Annotated in this window: 16 protein-coding genes; 10 read left to right on the top strand and 6 right to left on the bottom strand. The window is 70.2% G+C overall.

The window, feature by feature from the left end:
* Positions 1-34: 34 nt before the first annotated feature.
* From QQM67_RS03715 to QQM67_RS03725, 3 genes are read left to right on the top strand one after another with little or no spacing between them, the layout of a single operon-like run.
* Positions 35-421: a DUF742 domain-containing protein gene (locus QQM67_RS03715; RefSeq protein ID WP_314172052.1), complete on the top strand. Its 387-nt coding sequence runs from the start codon at positions 35-37 to the stop codon at positions 419-421.
* Positions 422-425: 4 nt separating this feature from the next.
* Positions 426-1,043, top strand: a complete 618-nt coding sequence (locus QQM67_RS03720) for a GTP-binding protein (protein WP_314172053.1) — start codon at positions 426-428, stop codon at positions 1,041-1,043.
* 49 nt (positions 1,044-1,092) lie between these two features.
* Positions 1,093-2,349 (top strand): styrene monooxygenase/indole monooxygenase family protein, encoded by a 1,257-nt coding sequence (locus QQM67_RS03725; RefSeq protein WP_314172054.1) that lies wholly within the window; start codon positions 1,093-1,095, stop codon positions 2,347-2,349.
* A 139-nt stretch (positions 2,350-2,488) separates the two neighbouring features.
* Here the strand turns inward: QQM67_RS03725 and QQM67_RS03730 are convergent, their stop codons facing one another.
* From QQM67_RS03730 to QQM67_RS03755, 6 genes are all read right to left on the bottom strand, one after another.
* A complete protein-coding gene (locus tag QQM67_RS03730; protein ID WP_314172055.1) occupies positions 2,489-3,589 on the bottom strand; it encodes a C40 family peptidase in 1,101 nt (366 codons plus the stop codon).
* A 176-nt stretch (positions 3,590-3,765) separates the two neighbouring features.
* Positions 3,766-4,629 carry a protein kinase domain-containing protein gene (locus QQM67_RS03735; protein WP_314172056.1) on the bottom strand — a complete coding sequence of 288 codons (864 nt, stop codon included), beginning with the start codon at positions 4,627-4,629 and terminating at the stop codon, positions 3,766-3,768.
* 145 nt (positions 4,630-4,774) lie between these two features.
* Positions 4,775-5,047, bottom strand: coding sequence for a hypothetical protein (locus tag QQM67_RS03740; protein ID WP_314172057.1), 273 nt, complete (start codon positions 5,045-5,047; stop codon positions 4,775-4,777).
* Positions 5,047-5,523, bottom strand: a complete 477-nt coding sequence (soxR, locus tag QQM67_RS03745) for a redox-sensitive transcriptional activator SoxR (protein ID WP_314172058.1) — start codon at positions 5,521-5,523, stop codon at positions 5,047-5,049. The genes QQM67_RS03740 and soxR overlap by 1 nt, the downstream gene beginning before the upstream one ends.
* Before the next feature lie 105 nt (positions 5,524-5,628).
* A complete protein-coding gene (locus QQM67_RS03750) occupies positions 5,629-6,375 on the bottom strand; it encodes a TetR/AcrR family transcriptional regulator (protein WP_314172059.1) in 747 nt (248 codons plus the stop codon).
* A gap of 37 nt (positions 6,376-6,412) precedes the next feature.
* Positions 6,413-7,369, bottom strand: a complete 957-nt coding sequence (locus tag QQM67_RS03755) for an AurF N-oxygenase family protein (RefSeq protein WP_314172060.1) — start codon at positions 7,367-7,369, stop codon at positions 6,413-6,415.
* Between the two features lie 209 nt (positions 7,370-7,578).
* Here QQM67_RS03755 and QQM67_RS03760 point away from each other — a divergent pair, with 209 nt between their 5' ends.
* The 7 genes from QQM67_RS03760 (at position 7,579) to QQM67_RS03790 (ending at position 17,031) form a co-directional block, all read left to right on the top strand.
* Positions 7,579-8,703 carry a ferritin-like domain-containing protein gene (locus QQM67_RS03760; RefSeq protein ID WP_314172061.1) on the top strand — a complete coding sequence of 375 codons (1,125 nt, stop codon included), beginning with the start codon at positions 7,579-7,581 and terminating at the stop codon, positions 8,701-8,703.
* A 452-nt stretch (positions 8,704-9,155) separates the two neighbouring features.
* Positions 9,156-10,004 (top strand): SigB/SigF/SigG family RNA polymerase sigma factor, encoded by an 849-nt coding sequence (locus QQM67_RS03765; protein ID WP_314172062.1) that lies wholly within the window; start codon positions 9,156-9,158, stop codon positions 10,002-10,004.
* A 286-nt stretch (positions 10,005-10,290) separates the two neighbouring features.
* Complete coding sequence (locus QQM67_RS03770) at positions 10,291-11,928, top strand: sugar ABC transporter ATP-binding protein (RefSeq protein ID WP_314172063.1); 1,638 nt, start codon at positions 10,291-10,293, stop codon at positions 11,926-11,928.
* The gene (locus QQM67_RS03775) at positions 11,925-12,941 is read left to right on the top strand and encodes an ABC transporter permease (protein WP_314172064.1); all 1,017 of its coding nucleotides are present in this window, start codon (positions 11,925-11,927) and stop codon (positions 12,939-12,941) included. Before QQM67_RS03770 ends, QQM67_RS03775 begins: the two co-directional genes overlap by 4 nt.
* Positions 12,938-13,918, top strand: a complete 981-nt coding sequence (locus QQM67_RS03780; protein WP_314172065.1) for an ABC transporter substrate-binding protein — start codon at positions 12,938-12,940, stop codon at positions 13,916-13,918. The genes QQM67_RS03775 and QQM67_RS03780 overlap by 4 nt, the downstream gene beginning before the upstream one ends.
* A gap of 223 nt (positions 13,919-14,141) precedes the next feature.
* Entirely contained in the window at positions 14,142-15,284 is a 1,143-nt protein-coding gene (locus tag QQM67_RS03785; protein WP_314172066.1) for a DUF4185 domain-containing protein, read from the top strand.
* A 301-nt stretch (positions 15,285-15,585) separates the two neighbouring features.
* The gene (locus tag QQM67_RS03790; protein WP_314172067.1) at positions 15,586-17,031 is read left to right on the top strand and encodes a tannase/feruloyl esterase family alpha/beta hydrolase; all 1,446 of its coding nucleotides are present in this window, start codon (positions 15,586-15,588) and stop codon (positions 17,029-17,031) included.
* The last annotated feature ends 77 nt before the right edge of the window (positions 17,032-17,108 follow it).

Below are 17,108 nucleotides of genomic sequence, written 5' to 3' on the forward strand. Positions count from 1 at the left end.
ACCTCCTTCTTCCTCTCCCTCCTCCCCGCCCCCCTTGCCCGCACGGCGCGGCGAGAGCGGCAAGTCCAAGAGGGTCCGTCCGTACACCCTCACCGGAGGCCGTACCCGCTTCGGCCATGTGCTGCTGGTCGAGACGATCGTCGCGGCGATCGAAGCCCCGGAGGAGCGCCCGGAGTTGACCTCGGGCGGTCTGCGTGACCGGGTCATGCCCGAGATGCGGGCGATTGTCGAACTCTGCCGCCGCATGAGGTCGGTCGCGGAGATCGCAGCACTGTTGAAGATGCCTCTGGGCGTGGTACGGGTTCTGCTGAGCGACCTCGCCGATCAGGGTCGGGTGCGCGTTCACGGCACGGGGCACGGCAGCGACCGTCCCGACCGTGCGCTGTTGGAAAGGGTGCTTGGTGGACTTCGCAGGCTCTGAGCCGGTGGTGGAAGAAGCGGGGAGCGCGGACGGTACCTCCCCGCAGGTGCAGGAGTGGCAGAAGGACCTGTCCAAGGCTCCGATATCCACCAAGATCGTGGTCGCGGGCGGCTTCGGCGTGGGCAAGACGACGCTCGTGGGCTCCGTCTCCGAGATCGAGCCGCTGACGACCGAGGCCCTGATGACTCAGGCGAGCGCGTCGACGGACGACATCGACTCGACGCCCGAGAAGACGACGACCACGGTGGCCATGGACTTCGGCCGCATCACGCTCGAATCGGACCTGGTGCTCTACCTGTTCGGCACGCCGGGCCAGCAGCGCTTCTGGTTCATGTGGGACGACCTCGTGCGCGGCGCGATCGGCGCCGTCGTGATGGCGGACACCCGGCGGCTGGAGGACTGCTTCCCGGCTCTGGACTATTTCGAGAGCTGCGGGTATCCGTACGTGGTCGCGGTGAACCACTTCGAGGGGACCACCGCTTACGAGGCCGAGGACGTGCGGGAAGCCCTGTCCGTTCCCCGGCGCGTACCCGTTGTGATCATGGACGCACGCAAGCGGGAGACCGTCCTGAAGTCCCTGCTCGCGCTGGTCAGTCACGCCCTGGACGTCACGCCCGCCTGAATCCGCGCGGGCGCGGAACTGCACGTACGTACGGAGAAGAGAGACCGCCATGCGGAAGATACTCATTGTCGGAGCCGGGCAGGCAGGCCTTCAACTGGCCCTGGGGCTCCAGTCGCAGGGCTACGACGTCACCGTGATGTCGAACCGCACGGCGGACGAGATTCGCGGCGGCCGCGTCATGTCGACACAGATGCAGTTCCACACGGCGCTGCAACATGAGCGCGATATCGAGGTCAACTTCTGGGAGAGCCAGACCCCGAAGGTCCAGGGCCTCGGCGTCTCCGTCGCCGACCCGGAGTCCGTGCAGGGCGAGGGCGAGACCCAGCGCGCCATCAACTGGCTGGGAAAGCTTGACGGTTACGCCCAGTCCGTCGACCAGCGCGTGAAGATGTCCGGCTGGATGGAGACCTTCGCACAGCGCGGAGGGCAGCTCGTCATCCACGGGGCGGCGGTCTCCGACCTCGACTTCTTCGCGAAGAAGTACGACCTGGTCCTCGTCGCGGCCGGCAAGGGCGAACTGGTCTCCATGTTCGAGCGGGACGCGGAGCGTTCCCCGTACGACGCGCCCCAGCGCGCTCTCGCGGTCAGCTACGTCAACGGGCTCGGCCCGCGCCCCGAGCACCCGGACACCGAGGCCGTGCGCTGCAACCTCGTGCCGGGCGTCGGCGAACTCTTCGTGATGCCCTGCCTGACGACGAGCGGCCGCTGCGACATCCTGTTCTGGGAGGGCATCCCCGGCGGCCCCCTCGACGTCTTCCAGGGCATCAAGGACCCGAACGAGCAGCTCGCCAAGACGCTCGAACTCATGGAGCGCTTCACGCCCTGGGAGTACGCGCGGGCGACGAAGGTCGAGCTGACGGACGCGGGCGGCACGCTCTCCGGCCGGTACGCGCCGACCGTGCGCAAGCCCGTCGGACGGCTGCCCAGCGGCGGTGCCGTGCTCGGCGTCGCGGACGTCGTCGTCGCCAACGACCCCATCACGGGCCAGGGTTCGAACTCGGCGTCCAAGTGCGCCGCGACCTACCTCGCGTCCATCCTGGAGCGCGGCGAGGCGCCCTTCGACGAGGAGTGGATGCAGCAGACCTTCGAGCGCTTCTGGGCCGACGTCCAGCACACCACGAAGTGGACGAACGCGATGCTGGCCCCGCCGCCCGAGCACGTGCTCAACATCATCGGGGCCGCGGGCCAACTCCAGCCCGTCGCCGACCGGTTCGCCAACGGCTTCAACAACCCGGCGGACTTCGAGGACTACCTCTACGACCCGGCGAAGGCCGAGGCGTACCTGGGGAGCGTCGCGGGAGCCTGACGGGCACGATCGCGTCGCACGGACCGAGTTCGGGCCTCTGCGTCCCGGCCTTCCGGCCGCCGCGCCCGGGTGTCCCCGGGGCGGCGGCCCGTCACGGGCGGGGAAGGGGGCCCGCCCGCGGTCCGTGGGTGCCGCGGCCTCAGCGCAGCGGCTTGGGAAGCCGGTAGTTCAGCAGCGCGGGCCTGCCCGCGTCGGGCCGTACCGCGCCCCGTACGGAGGGGATGCCGCCGACGGGGGAGAGCTTCACCTCGGAACCCGGCCGCGGCGCGTGGACGACCTTGCCCCGCCCCGCGTACATCGCCACGTGCGAGGCGCTCTTGTAGTAGACGACGAGGTCGCCGGGGCGCAGCTTGCTCATCGGCACGTGCCGCAGCCGCTTCCACTGCTCCTGGCTCGTGCGCGGAATGGAGCGCCCGGCCTTCCGCCACGCCTTCGACGTGAGCCCGGAGCAGTCGTACGCCTTGGGCCCCGCGGCCCCGAACCGGTACGGCTTGCCGATCTGGCGCAGTGCGAAGCCGACCGCCCGCGCGCCCGGCGCCGACGGCCTGTGCCGTACGTTCGCGCCGCGCAGTCCGTGCGCGGACATCAACGAGCGCTGTGTACCGGCCTGTTGGGCGACCTCCAGGCCGCGCAGCCGGGTCAGCTGGTCCGGCGAGAGCGAGGCCAGGGTGCGCTCGACCTGGCGCAGCCGCGAACGTACGGTGTCGCGCTGCTTCTTCTTCCGGTCCGCGAGCCGCTTCTGCCCGGCGAGCGCCTTGCGCGCGAGGGCCGTGAGCTGACGCTGTCTCTTCTCGCCCGCGACCAGCCGCTGCACGGTCACGGCCTGGCGGCCGGCGGCGCGCCTGAGCAGGTGCAGGCCGTCCACCGCGTTCCGCGGCCGGTGGGTGAGCAGCAGCTGCACGACCGGGGGCAGGCCGACGTCGCCGGTGCGGTACTGCCTGCGCGCGATGCTCCCGGCCTCCCGGCGCCCCTCGACGAGCGCCGAACGCACCGAAGTGAGAGCCTTCTCCGCGTCGTTGGCGCGCTTGCGCTGCCGGGCCAGCTTGGCGGCGGTCGTGTTGTACGCGTCCGAGGCGGACTCGGTCTTCTCGTACATCACCCGCAGATCGCGCAGCAGCTCGCTCACCGGCTTGCCGACCGGGTCCGCGGCGACGGGCATCGGCTGAAAGGCGACCGCCGCCGCTGCCACCGCGGCGACCGCGCCGGCGGCGACGGAGCGTGGGGCACGTGGATGTGACACCGGCTCGCCTCCGATCTGACTCGCTACCGGAGCGATCGTGCACGGCGGTGCTTGTTACCGGTGGGGTTGCCGGGGCCGTCGACGGGGTCCATCACCCGAAGGGTGCCCGGGCGTCGTCCGTGCGGCGGCGGGTGCGGAGGTACGGCCGTACGGGAGGGCCGCGAGGCCCTCGGGGCTCACCTGCCGAAGAGCCGGCGGCCCGTCAGGCGGCGGGCGGCCTCCGCCGCCTGCTGGATCTCGTGGACGTACGGCTGGGGCAGCCACTCCACGGCGGGCTCCTCCGCGGTGTCGGCCAGATCGAGGGCGCTCGCCAGAACGCTGGGAGAGGGCCGGGACTCCGGCGTCTTGTGCAGGCACGCGAAGAGCGCGGGGCACAGCCCGTCCGGCACGCCCGTCAGATCGGGGTCCTCGCGGGCCATGGGCAGCATGTTCCCGGCGAACGGCTGGTGGGCGCTGGACGCGAAGACGAGGGTCGCGCCCAGGTCGAAGACGTCGTCCGCGAGTTCGTCGGTGGCCGGGCCGCTCATGCGCCCGAGCGCGAGACCGTAGTCGACGGCACGCGGGGTGTCCGAGGCGAGCATCACGTTGTGCGCGCCCAGGTCCCGATGGGTTATGCGGGCCGCGTGCAGCGCCATCAACGACCGTGCGAGCGCGCCGCCGAGGGCGCGCACCGAGGACTCGGGCAGCGGACCGTACTTCGCGACCAGCAGCTCCAGGGAGACGCCGGGCACGAAGGAGTTGGCTATCCAGGGGCTGGCGCCGTCGAGCTCGCAGCCGGCCGCGTCGGCGACGTACGGGCTGCGCACGCTCGCCGCGGCTGCCTGCATCTCCTGCCGGAGCCGCGCACGCAGCGGCCGGTCCCGGATCAGCTCGGGCCGGAGGGTCCGCACGGCGACAAGCTGCTTTCGCGCGCCGCGCTGTGGTGCCCCCCGCCCGAGATAGACGGTGCCCATGCGGCCGTTGCCGAGTACGCCGTGAAGGCGGTACGGACCCAGCTGCTGGGGATCTGCGCTGCCGAGGCCGGCCATCCCTTGGATCACGCAGGGCAGCCTAGGCGCACAGCGTGTATAAGGGGACGGCGCGAACAGAACCGTCGCAGTTCTTCGCAAACTTCACGTGAGGCTCAGAAATCGTCACGGATGTGCTAGACGCGATCGGGATCGGTCGGGAAACGGCCGCTTACGGTTACTGACCGCTGTCACTCCATGGCCAGCGAGGTCCTCCGCGGGGGCGTCCTTCCGGTTCGTAGACGTAGCGCCAGCCACGGGGGATGCCCAGGCGGCGGGTGAATCTGGCCGGTTCCAGCCGGTAGACGTGTACGGCGGCGGGGCCCTCGCCGTCCTCGGACGGGACCGGCACCTCGTAGCTCTTCGGCGGGCGCCCGTTGACGCCGGTGAGCACCGGCAGCACCCGGCCGTCCAGCGGGCCGCCCACGAAGACGCTCTCCTCGCTGCGCATCAGCAGCACTCACCCGAGGAGCAGCCGGCGAGCGAGCGCGGGCCCGGGCCCTGCTCGCCGAGGTTGTCGTAGGGGTTGGCGAGCGCGCAGTGGTCCAGGGAGAGACAGCCGCAGCCGATGCACTCGGTGAGGTGGTCGCGCAGCTGAGTCATCAGCTTGATGCGCTGGTTGAGGTCGTCGCGCCAGCACTCCGAGACCTTCGCCCAGTCCTCCCGCGTGGGGGTACGGCCCTCGGGCAGCAGCGCGAGCGCCTCGCGGATGGCGGCGAGCGGCATGCCCAGGCGCTGCGAGGCGCGGATGAAGGCGACGCGGCGCAGGGTGTCGCGGCTGTAGCGGCGCTGGTTGCCGGACGTCCGCCGGCTGTGGATCAGGCCTTCGCGCTCGTAGTAGCGCAGTGCGGAGGTGGCCACTCCGGCGCGTTCGGCGAGCTCGCCGACGGTGGCCTCCTTGGCGCGCCAGGACAGTTGAGTGGGCATGGAGCCAGAATAGGCGTTCTTCAAGTTTTCTTTAAGTTGTTCTCGGCCAGACCTGACACGGGACGGACAGGCCGCCGTTCACAGCCGGGGTCCGGCGGCCGTGGTTCACAGGCCGGGAACCTCCAGCAGATGTCCCTTGTCGCCGACCACCGGCAGCATCCGCCGCGCGAGTTCGCCGACCGGGCCGTCGCCCTCCTCCAGGTCCAGCGCGTGCCGGACGATACGGGCCGTCTCCGCGTCCCTCGTGGCGGACGCCATCAGCAGGGCGACGAAGTGGTCCAGCAGCCAGTCGCGCAACTCGGCGACCGGCGGCTGCTTCTCCTCGTCCAGCCACATCAGGGAGGCGGCCTCGACGACCGTGATCCATGTGCTGACGGTCATGCGCAGCCGGGGCCCGGCCTGGCCGGGCTCGAAGCCGAGGTGGAAGAGGATCTGGTCGGCGGCGGCGCGGCGCACCTCGTCGACGATCGCGTACGTCTTGGACGTCTGCACGACGCTGCCGCCCTGGAGGAGCGCCATGAACCCGGCGTCGTGCTCGTCGACGAACGCGAGATAGCGGTCCAGGGCGCGCACCAGCCGCCGCGTGAGCGGACCGGTCTGCGCTTCGGCGAAGCACTGCTCCAGCTCGTCCGCGGCACTGCGCAGCGCCGCCTCGTACAACTGCTGCTTGCCGCCCGGGAAGTAGCGGTAGACCAGCGGGCGGGAGACTCCGGCGGCGGCCGCCACGTCGTCGAGGGAGACGTCCTCGGGCGGGTTGTGGGCGAACAGGCCGAGCGCGGTGCCGATCAGCTGCGTACGCCGTTCGTCCACGCTCAGCCTGCGGTACGCCGGGGCCGTGCCGCTGCTGCTCATTCCATGAGCGTAACCGGGGCGGCTCCGGCGCCGGCCACTACCGTGCGAGGAGACCCGAGCTGACCCACAGCTTGCGGCCGACTCCGCGCATCACGCCGATCTCGTCCAGGAAGTCGGTGAGCCTGCGGGCGCCGGTCTGCATCACCTCGCGGCGGTGGCCGCTCGCCTTGACCTGGGCCATCGCCTCGCGCTTGTCGAGGCCGACGTTCGTGTAGACCTCGGGGTTGATGAAGGAGATCGAGAAGACGCGGGCCGCCTCGCCGGAGCTGATGCGCGTGAACTCGGCCTCCCAGCGCGGGCAGCCGACCATCTGGCGGCGCAGCTCCTCGCGGGCGTACCGCACGTGCCGCGCCTCCTCGACGACGTGGATGCGGGTGACCCCGCGCACGAGGGGCTGGACCCGCTCGTCGGGGAAGGTCAGACGCTGCATCCAGTCGAGGATCTCCTCGCCGAGGAGGGTGGCGGTGAAGGAGCCGGGGGTCGTCGAGACGGTCTTCAGCAGCCGGGCGAGGTTGTGGTGGAGCCGTGAGACGCGGTACGCGGGACAGCCGCTCTTGGTGATCATGCTGGCGAACATCTTCGAGTGGCGGCACTCGTCCTCGATCTCCGTCAGGGCATACCGCACGTGCCCGCTGGTGAGGGGCTTGTCGTAGATGTGCCGCACCAGCAGCTGCATGAGGATGACCTCGAACCAGATGCCGAGGGAGGCGAGCGACGCCGCCTCGTGGCGCGCGAGGTCGAGGCGCTGCTCCTGCGACATCCGCCTCCAGAGCGGTGTGTCGTAGAGCGAGACGAGCTCGGGCGGCCAGAACCACTTGCCCTCCTCGAAGGGCGCGTCCCAGTCCAGCTCGGTCTCGGGGTCGAACGAATGCTTCCGCGAGGACTCCAGCAGGCGCTCGGCGACCCGCTCCCTGTCCTTGAGCAGACCGAGGGCGTCCCGGAGCGGCTTGTGTGCGGTCTCGTCGACGGTGGCCGGGTCGGGCGTGATCGTCATGCTGGGCACCTCTTCGTGGGTTACCGAAGGTACGTCGGCCGTCAAGTCTTATGAGACTGCCTGTCAGCAAGCCCGTCAATCCCCGCGACGTACATTGCGCGGCTTTCATTGACCGCGCGGTAACACACGTGTGAGCCTGCCAACTACCCTTCCCGGCGGGCCAGTAGGCCCCGGGGAGGCCCAGCAGCCCGGAGTGCCAGGAGGCGTCCATGTCCACACACGACCTCTACGTCCAGAGCCCGGGAGCCGGTGAGTGGGAGGTGCCGGCCTCCGGAGCCGCCCGCTTCAGCTGGGACTACGACGACGGTCGCGACCGCCTCCTCGCCCTCTACCAGAAGGGCAAGGACAAGCAGTGGGACGGGCAGCGCCGCATCGACTGGGACCTGGAGGTCGACCCCAAGGACCCGCTCGGGACCCCCGACGAGGCCATGTCCCTGTACGGCACGTCCTATTGGGACAAGATGAGCGAGGCCGACCGCGCGGACCTGCGGCAGCACTACGCGTCCTGGCAGTTCAGCCAGTTCCTCCACGGAGAACAGGGCGCCATGGTCTGCGCGGCGCGCATCGTGGAGTCCGTACCCGACCTGGACGCGAAGTTCTACTCCGCGACGCAGACCATGGACGAGGCCCGGCACGCTGAGATCTACGGGCGCTTCCTGCACGAGAAGGTCGGGATGGTCTACCCGATCAACGACAACCTCCAGGCGCTGCTGGGCGACACCCTCCGCGACTCCCGCTGGGACATGCCGTACCTCGGGATGCAGGTGCTCATAGAAGGGCTCGCGCTCGCCGCCTTCGGCATGATCCGCGATACGACCAACAAGCCGCTTCCCAAGCAGATCCTCGCTTACGTCATGCAGGACGAGGCCCGGCACGTCGCCTTCGGCCGCATGGCGCTGCGCGACTACTACAAGCAGCTCACCGACGCCGAACTGCGCGAGCGCGAGGACTTCGTCATCGAGGGCTGCTATCTGATGCGGGACCGCCTCAAGGGCGTCGAGGTGCTGGAGAACTTCGGCATCCCGCGGGAGGAGGCCGAGACCTTCAGTGAGCAGTCGGACTTCCTGAAGCTCTTCCGGCAGCTGCTGTTCAGCCGCATCGTGCCGTGCGTGCGCGACATCGGGCTGTGGGGCGAGCGGCTCCAGCGCGCGTACGTGGACATGGGCGTCTTCGAGATGGGAAACCAGAACCTGGACCTGCTGATGGCCCAGGACGAGGAGATCGCGGAGAAGCTCGACGCGGAGCGCTTCGCCGCGGAGGAGGCCGAACGTACCGCCGAGGTCGCCGACGCGATCGCCGAGGGCGAGCGCGAGGAGGCGAGCTCCGGGGGCTGACTCCCGGGGGCTGACTCCCGGGAGGTACGCGCAAGTTCCGCGCGCTGTGCATGTGTGCTGACTGCCTGTGCGCTGACTCCCGTCCCGGTGCACCGCGCTCGCTGCCGGCGCCCTTGCGTTACTCGCTGTACCCCGCCGTTCACCGCCGTTCTCGCTCCCCCGATTCCGGGCCCCGGGTGCACCGCTCGCACCCGGGGCCCTCGTGTGCGTCACCGAATGGGCTCCGGCGAAACATGGCGTACGTGTGGCACATGAGTCCGCCTCGACGTAGTTTGAAGGGGATCGGGAGTAATGAACGGTGTAATTACTCTTCGGGTGTTTTGAACACCTTGTGCTTCGGCCAGTAGGCACAGCTGCGGGAGGGCGGTCGGCGCCGCCGCGCTTGATCGCTGTGTCGGCTCCCGCGGTGACGCGCTACCCGTAGTTCACCGCGCACCGGGAGGCAGCAGGTCATGTCAGCAGTTCGTTTCCGTGCGAAGCACGCACGCCACCCGCATGACGATGCACCCGACACCGCGGCCCACTTCGAGCGCATCACGTCGTTGCCGGACGGGCCGGAGAAGGAGGAGCTCCGTCAGGAGGTCGTACGGGCCTGGATGCCGATGGCGGACCGCCTGGCCCAGCGCTTCCGCAACCGCGGCGAGAACCTGGAGGACTTGCAGCAGGTCGCCGCGCTCGGCCTGGTCAAGGCCGTCGCGCGCTACGACCCGGCTCGCGGATGCGCCTTCGAGAGCTTCGCCGTCCCGACCATCGTCGGGGAGATCAAGCGGCACTTCCGCGACTACATGTGGGACCTGCACGTGCCGCGCCGCGTGCAGGAGCTGCGCAACCGCGTACGGGCCAGCAGCCGTGAGCTCGGCGTCACCCTCGACGACCGCTCGCCGACCGTGGCGCAGATCGCCGAGCACAGCGGGCTGAGCCAGGAGGACGTCGTCATCGGCATGGAGGCCCTGGAGAGCTACAGCGCGCTGTCGCTCGACGCCGAGCTGTCGAAGAACGAGGACGGCTACTCGCTGCTCGACACCCTCGGCGCCACCGAGCCCGGCTTCGACCGCGTGACCTACCGCGAGGCCGTCAAGCCGCAGCTGCGCAATCTGCCGGAGCGCGAGCGCTACATCCTCTATCTGCGGTTCTTCTGCGACATGACGCAGAGCAGCATCGCCGAGCAGCTCGGCATCTCCCAGATGCACGTCTCGCGCCTCATCAGCCGTACGTGCGAGCGGCTGCACCGGGAGGTCGAGGCCGAGGTGGCGGCGCGGGCCCACGAGCCCTCGGCGGAGCGCACTCCGATGACGGTCTGACCGGGCTTCGGGGTGCTCCCGGGGCTCCCGGCTCCCGGCACCTTCGGCATTCACGACAGGCCCGTTCCAGCGCCACCCGTCGCCAGAGGCGCGGGACGGGCCGTTCTCCGTCTTCGTCGTCCCGCTGCCCCGGCCCAAGTGCCCGCTCCGGGAATCGATTTCAACCCTGCGACCGGCCCGTCCTATGGAGACCGTATGGAGGTCCGGCAAGGCCATTGACGCCTTGATGCGTGCTTCCTAAGCTCTGCTGAAATCGATTTCTAGAGCTTGTGGGGAGGCGCTGGAGATGGAGAGCGGTCACAGCGCGGTGGCCGGGAGCGGCGCGGCGGCGCCGCTGCTCAGGGTGAGCGGCGTCGCCAAGAGCTTCCCCGGTGTACGGGCGCTCCAGGACATGCGTCTCGACCTCCGGCACGGCGAGGTGCTCGCCCTCGTCGGTGAGAACGGCGCCGGCAAGTCGACGCTCATGAAGCTGCTTTCGGGCATTCACACTCCGGACGCGGGCGAGTTCGCCCTGGACGGCGAGACGGTGCGCATCACCGGGCCGCGCCATGCGCAGCAGCTCGGGATCAGCATCATCCACCAGGAGTTCAACCTGATGCCCGACCTGACGGTCGCGCAGAACATCCTCATCGGACGGGAGCCGCGCCGCGGCCCGCTGCTGGACGAGCGCGCCCTCAACGACCGCGCCGCCGGGCTCATCGACCGGCTCGAACTGCCGCTGGACCCGCGGTGGCGCGTCGGTGAACTGACCGTCGCCCAGCAGCAGATGGTCGAGATCGCCAAGGCGCTGTCGTACGACGCGAGAGTGCTGATCATGGACGAGCCGACCGCGGCGCTCAACGAGGCCGAGGTGCGGGCGCTGCATGCGCTGATACGGCGGTTCACCCGCGGCATCGAGGGCGCCACCGAGGACACGGGCGCCGAGGACCGCGGCAACGGCGTCATCTACATCTCCCACCGCATGGAGGAGCTGAAGTCGGTCGCCGACCGGATCACCGTGATCCGCGACGGTCACTATGTCGACACCCTGGACGCGGCGGACACCCCGATGCGCGAGGTCGTCTCGCTCATGGTCGGCCGCGAACTCGACGGCGGAGCAGGGCCGCAGGGCGTGCGCGAGGACCGCGAGACGGTGCTCACCGTCACGGGCCTGTCGACGAAGGACCTGCTCAAGGACGTGTCGCTGGAGCTGAAGCGGGGCGAGATCCTCGGCCTTGCCGGGCTGATGGGCGCCGGACGCACCGAACTCGCCCGCGCCCTTGTCGGCGCCGATCCGGTCACCGCCGGCACGGTCACCCTCGACGGCCGCACGGTGAGGATCAACAACCCGGCGGACGCGGCCCGTCTGGGCATCGGCTACCTCTCCGAGGACCGCAAGAACTTCGGCCTGCTGCTGGAACAGGACGTCGACACCAACATCGGGATCGGCTCGATGAAGCAGCGCTTCCAGTCGGCGGGCTTCGTCAACTCACGTGCGATGCGCGCGAAGTCGGAGGAGTTCATCGAGAAGCTGCGCATCAGGACCCCCTCGGCAGGCCAGACGGTCAAGCACCTCTCCGGCGGCAATCAGCAGAAGGTCGTCATCGCCAAGTGGCTGCTGAAGGACTGCGACATCCTCATCTTCGACGAGCCGACCCGCGGCATCGACGTGGGCGCCAAGGAGGAGATCCACCGCATCGTCGACGAACTCGCGGAGCAGGGAAAGTCGTTGATCGTGATCTCGTCCGACCTGCCCGAGGTGCTCCGCATGTCGCACCGCGTCGTCGTGATGTGCGAGGGCCGCGTCACCGGCGAACTCACGGCTGACGAGGCCACGCAGGAGAAGGTCATGCACTACGCGACGCTGCGCCCCGAGCCCGCCGGGACGGGCGCGGCACCGCCATCCGCAACGGCACACGGCAGCAGGCAGGAGATGTTCGGATGACAGCCTCGACAGTGGCCACGCCGGAGCAGGAGACCGCAGGCGGCACGCCGTCCGGCGGCCTGCGCGGCGGAGTGCTGGGCAGGGTCCAGCAACTGCTCGCGTTCGCAAGCCTGATAGCCATCTTCGTCTTCTTCTCGTTCGCCAGCCCCAACTTCCTCAATTACAGCAACATCACCTCGATGCTGTTCTCGACGGTCGTCATCGGGACGCTGGCGCTCGGCGCGACCTTCGTCATCGTCACCGGCGGCATCGATCTGTCCGTGGGCACGGGCATGGCCCTGTGCGCGGTGATGGGCGGCGTGATGATCGTCGAGGCGGGGGTGCCGGTGTGGCTCGGCGTGCTCGGCACCCTGCTGTTCGGCGCGCTGATCGGGCTCGTCAACGGGCTGAACGTCACGGTGCTGAAGCTGCCGCCGTTCATCGCGACGCTGGCGATGATGCTCGTCGCTCAGGGGCTGGCGCTGGTCGTCTCGGGCAGCGCGCCCATCTACTTCTCGGAGGAGTCCGGTTACGCGGACATCTCCACCGGCAGCGTCATCCCCGGCGCCGACTTTCCCAACGCCGTGCTCATCTTCGCGCTCGCGGCGGTGCTGGGCGGCGTCGTGCTCAACAAGACGCTGCTGGGCCGCTACACGTACTCCATCGGCAGCAACGAGGAGGCGACGGCGCTCTCCGGCATCGACGTGCGCAAGTGGAAGCTCGTCGTCTACGTCGTCTCCGGGCTCTTCATCGGCCTCGCCGGCGTGCTCATCTCCGCGCGTCTGGGCTCGGCGCAGCCCGCCACGGGCATGGGGTACGAGCTCCAGGCGATCGCCGCGGTGGTCATCGGCGGCACGTCGCTCTCCGGGGGCAAGGGCTCGATCGTCGGCACGGTCATCGGCGCCCTCATCATCTCCGTACTCAACAACGGGCTCCAGATCACCTCGGTGCCGCAGGAGTGGCAGAACGTCATCCTGGGCTGCGTCATCGTCGCCGCCGTGTACGCGGACAACGCGCGCCGGAGCAGGGCATGACGGGGCCGAAGAGGGTGCGGCTCGCCGCCGTGCCGGCCGTCGCCGCGGCTCTCGCGCTCAGCGCGTGCAGCGCCGGCTCCGGCGGCGAGCAGACGGGTGCGGGAGGCGGCAAGCCGTACATCGCGATCGTCTCCAAGGGCTTCCAGCAGCAGTTCTGGCAGGCGGTGAAGAAGGGCGCGGAGCAGGAGGCGCGGAAGCAGAACGCCACCATCAGCTTCGAGGGTCCCGCGACCGAGGCAGATGTCGAGGCGCAGGTGAACATGCTGGCCAACAGCATCGGCAAGAAGCCGGACGCTGTCGGGCTGGCCGCGCTGGACTCCCGTGCGCTGGAGCCGTATCTGAAGAAGGCGCAGCGCAGCCGTACTCCGGTCGTCGCCTTCGACTCCGGCGTGGAGAGCGACATTCCGGTGACCACCGCGGCGACCGACAACAAGGCCGCCGCGGCGGAGGCCGCGCAGCACATGGCCAAGGCGGTCGGCGGCAAGGGCAAGGTCGCGCTGGTGGTGCACAGCCAGACCGCCGGCTCCGGCATCGACCGCCGCGACGGCTTCACGAAGTGGATGAAGGCGCACGCGCCGGGGGTGAAGCTGCTGCCGGTCCAGTACGGCGGCGGCGACCAGACCAAGTCCGCCGACATCACCAAGGCGATCATCGCCTCGAACCCCGACGTCAAGGGGATCTACGGCAGCAACGAGGGATCGGCGATGGGTGTCCTCCAGGGCGTGAAGGAGAGCGGCCGTAAGGACATCGCCACCGTCGGATTCGACTCCGGGCAGGGGCAGATCAACGCCATCGACGAGGGGCGCATGACCGGTGCGATCACCCAGAACCCCGTCGCCATCGGCCGTCAGGTCGTACGCGCGTCGGTCGCCGCGATCAAGGGGAAGAAGCTGCCGAAGGTGATCAACACCGGCTACTACTGGTACGACCGGCGCAACATCGACGATCCGCGGATCCAGTCGGTGCTCTACCACTGACCCGGGCGGCGCCCGAGCAGCACGTACTCGGAACGGCCAAGGACGGCGAAGAACGGCCAGGGGGCAGCGGGGGAGACGGGCACGACGTGGTAAACGGGGGCACGGCCTGCTCACCACCTGGGCGCTGTGCGGCACTTCGAGCGCCCGCCGCGCACGGGGCGGTGGCCGCCGTCCCGCTCCCGGAAGCAGTGGTTCTGAAGAACGGGAAGAAGGGGGAAGCGAGATGCACGACCACCTGGGCAGGTCCGCGGGGACGGGTGCGGGCCGGCGTACGGTGCTCCGCGCCGGCATCGCAACGGCCGTTGCGGCGGCGGGAGTCGGCGCCGGGCAGGGCGCCGCGCACGCGGCGACCGGGAGTCCGGGGGCGAGCGCGAACGTGAGGGCAGGGGCGACGGCAGGGCCCAGGGCGATCAACGGAACCAAGATCAAGAACCTTACGGGCCCCCAGGAGACCGGTGCGTTCGGGGCGCAGTGGACGGATCTGGGCATCCCCGTCCTCAGCCCCGGCGGCGGCATGCTCTACCTCGCGGGCGACACCTACGACGGCGAGGTCGCGCTGGAAGGGGACTGGCGCGCACCCGTCGCGCTCCGCTCCAGCAGCACCGACCCGGCCTCGCTCACGATCGACGGCAGCGTCGGCGGTGCGCACGCCAAGGGCCTCGTGCCCGAGGACCACCAGAACAACAACACGGCCCTGCCCTCGGACGTGTTCGCCATCGGGGACACGCTCTACATGCATCTGATGCGGGGCCCGCTGCACAGGACCCACCACAGCGACTTCTGGCGCTCGACCGACAACGGCGAGAACTGGGAGTACCTGTGCCAGTGGCCGGGCGACATGCTGGGCGGCCAGTTCCAGCAGAAGACCTACGCGGTGGCGGACGACGGCTACTGCTACGTCCTCTCGTCCGTCTTCAACCGCGACGTGGAGTCGGGCCTGCTGCTGCACCGCGTCCCGCACGACAGGGTCGGCGACCCGGCGGCGTACGAGCCGTGGGGTGCCCCGGACGGTTCCTGGGGCTGGGGCAAGGCGGCCACCACCGTGACCCGGCCCCGCAGGTGGGGCGAGATCTGCCTGCGAGCGATGGGCGGCAAGTACGCGCTCAGCTGGCTGAACATGGATCCGCTCGACATGCGGGTGCAGATCTTCGCGACGCCGACGTCGGATCTGTTCGCCACCCCGGAGCAGACGGTCATCGTGCCGACGTCGCCGGGCAATGAAAGCGGGAACGCGGTGGCCAGTCCGTACGGCGGCTTCATCGTGCCCGGCTCGACGTTCGAGGACTTCCACATGATCGTCAGCCAGTGGTACGACAACCGGAACTACCGCTGCATGCAGTACCGCATCAACGGGCTTGCCGCATAGGCCGGTTCGGCTGGTCCGGCCGGTTCGGCCGGCTCATGGGGCCTCCCCCTCCCGGCGAGGCGAGGGGGAGGCCCGGCCCCCGGAGACACCCTCCGCGAACGCGGCGCGGGCCCCGTGCGCACGACCGGCGCGAGTGCCCGCCGCGTGTGGCTGCGCACCACCCTCTGGGCCCCGAAGGTGGCGGCTCGTCACGTGTGCCGCGGGTTGCGGCGGCTCATAGCCTTCGGGCACTCACCACGCCGGAGACCGGCCCACGGCCGCCCCCACCCGGCCGGACACAGCCATCCTGGAGGCCTCGCCGATGAAACGGGCCAGCAGCGCCGCCGTACGCCCGTACCGCTTCGCGACCGTCGCCGCACTCTCCGCGGCACTGCTCTCCTTTCCCACGCCGGGCAGTGCCGCGGCCCCACAACAGGACGCGGACCGAAGCTGTGCACGTACGGAGACTCCGCACGTGCCCGGCGCCGCACATCAAGAGGCCGCCTGCCTCGACGAGTTGACGACGGCGGGCACCGTGGCGAGCGGACACACCGACCCCGCCGACTGGGCCGGCCTGACGCCGGAGAAGCTGCCCACACCGAGCGGGGTGCCGGGCGTCCAGATCGACGGCTACTTCCCGGACACCTCCGCCACCAACACCAACCATGGCTGGGGCCACGACGCCCAGTTCGTGCTGCGGCTCCCGGCGCGCTGGAACGGCGGCCTGGTCGTGACCGGTTCACCCGGCAACCGCGAGCAGTACGCCAACGACCGTGCCATCGGGGACTGGGCGCTCGCGCGCGGCTACGCCTTCGCCGCCACCGACAAGGGCAACACCGGAGCGGCCTTCTACCGCGACGGGCGCACACCCGGGGACGCCCTCTCCGAGTGGAACCAGCGCGTCACCCAGCTCACGCGCGCCGCCCGCGCGACGGTCGCCGGCCACTACGGGCGTGCGCCCTCGCGCACCCTGGCGACCGGCATGTCCAACGGCGGCTATCTCGTGCGCTGGCAGCTGGAGAACCATCCGGAGCTGTACGACGGCGGCGTGGACTGGGAGGGCACGCTGTGGCGGGCCGGCGGCCGGTCCCCGAACCTGCTGACGTTCCTGCCGCGGGCGCTGCGCCACTATCCGGCGTACGCGGAGGGCGGACCGGACGCGGAGAAGGCCGCGAAGGCGATGTACGACGCCGGATTCCCGAAGGGCTCGGAGTTCCTGTGGCCGTACTTCCACAAGAACTACTGGGACCTCACTCAGCGCGTGTACCGGGAGGAGATGGACCCGGACTTCGACGGCGCGACGGAGGCGGGCACCCCCTTCTGCGCGCCGGGCGACCCCGACGGACCGCCGTGCGACGCGGACTACGAGTACGGCGACCGCCCCGACGAGGTCCGCCGCGCCGCCGCGAAGGCCGGGCTGACCGGCAGGATCGGCAAGCCGCTGATCACGCTGCACGGCACCCTGGACACGCTACTGCCCATCGGCGAGGACTCGGACGTCTACGCCCGCATGGTGCACGACTCGGGCCGCGGCAAGCTCTTCCGCTACTACCGCGTCGAGGACGGCAACCACGTCGACTCGCTCGCCGACACCTTCCCCGCCCGGCTCCGGCCGCTCACGCCCTGCCACCGCTCGGCGTTCACGGCGCTGGAGCGCTGGCTCGACGACGGACGGCAGCCGCCGCGCAGCCACACGGTGCACAGGCCGGACGGTGCGTCGCAGGCGGAGCTGACGAACGACTGCCCGCTCGGCCGCGGCAGTCACTGACCGGCCGACCCGCCGGCCCGCCGACCCGCTGTTCCGCTCCCGGCGCAGCCGGCGGCCGGCGGGTCCGGCCTCGGCCG

The sequence above is a fragment of the Streptomyces winkii genome (genome assembly GCF_032248595.1).
Classification (GTDB): domain Bacteria; phylum Actinomycetota; class Actinomycetes; order Streptomycetales; family Streptomycetaceae; genus Streptomyces; species Streptomyces winkii.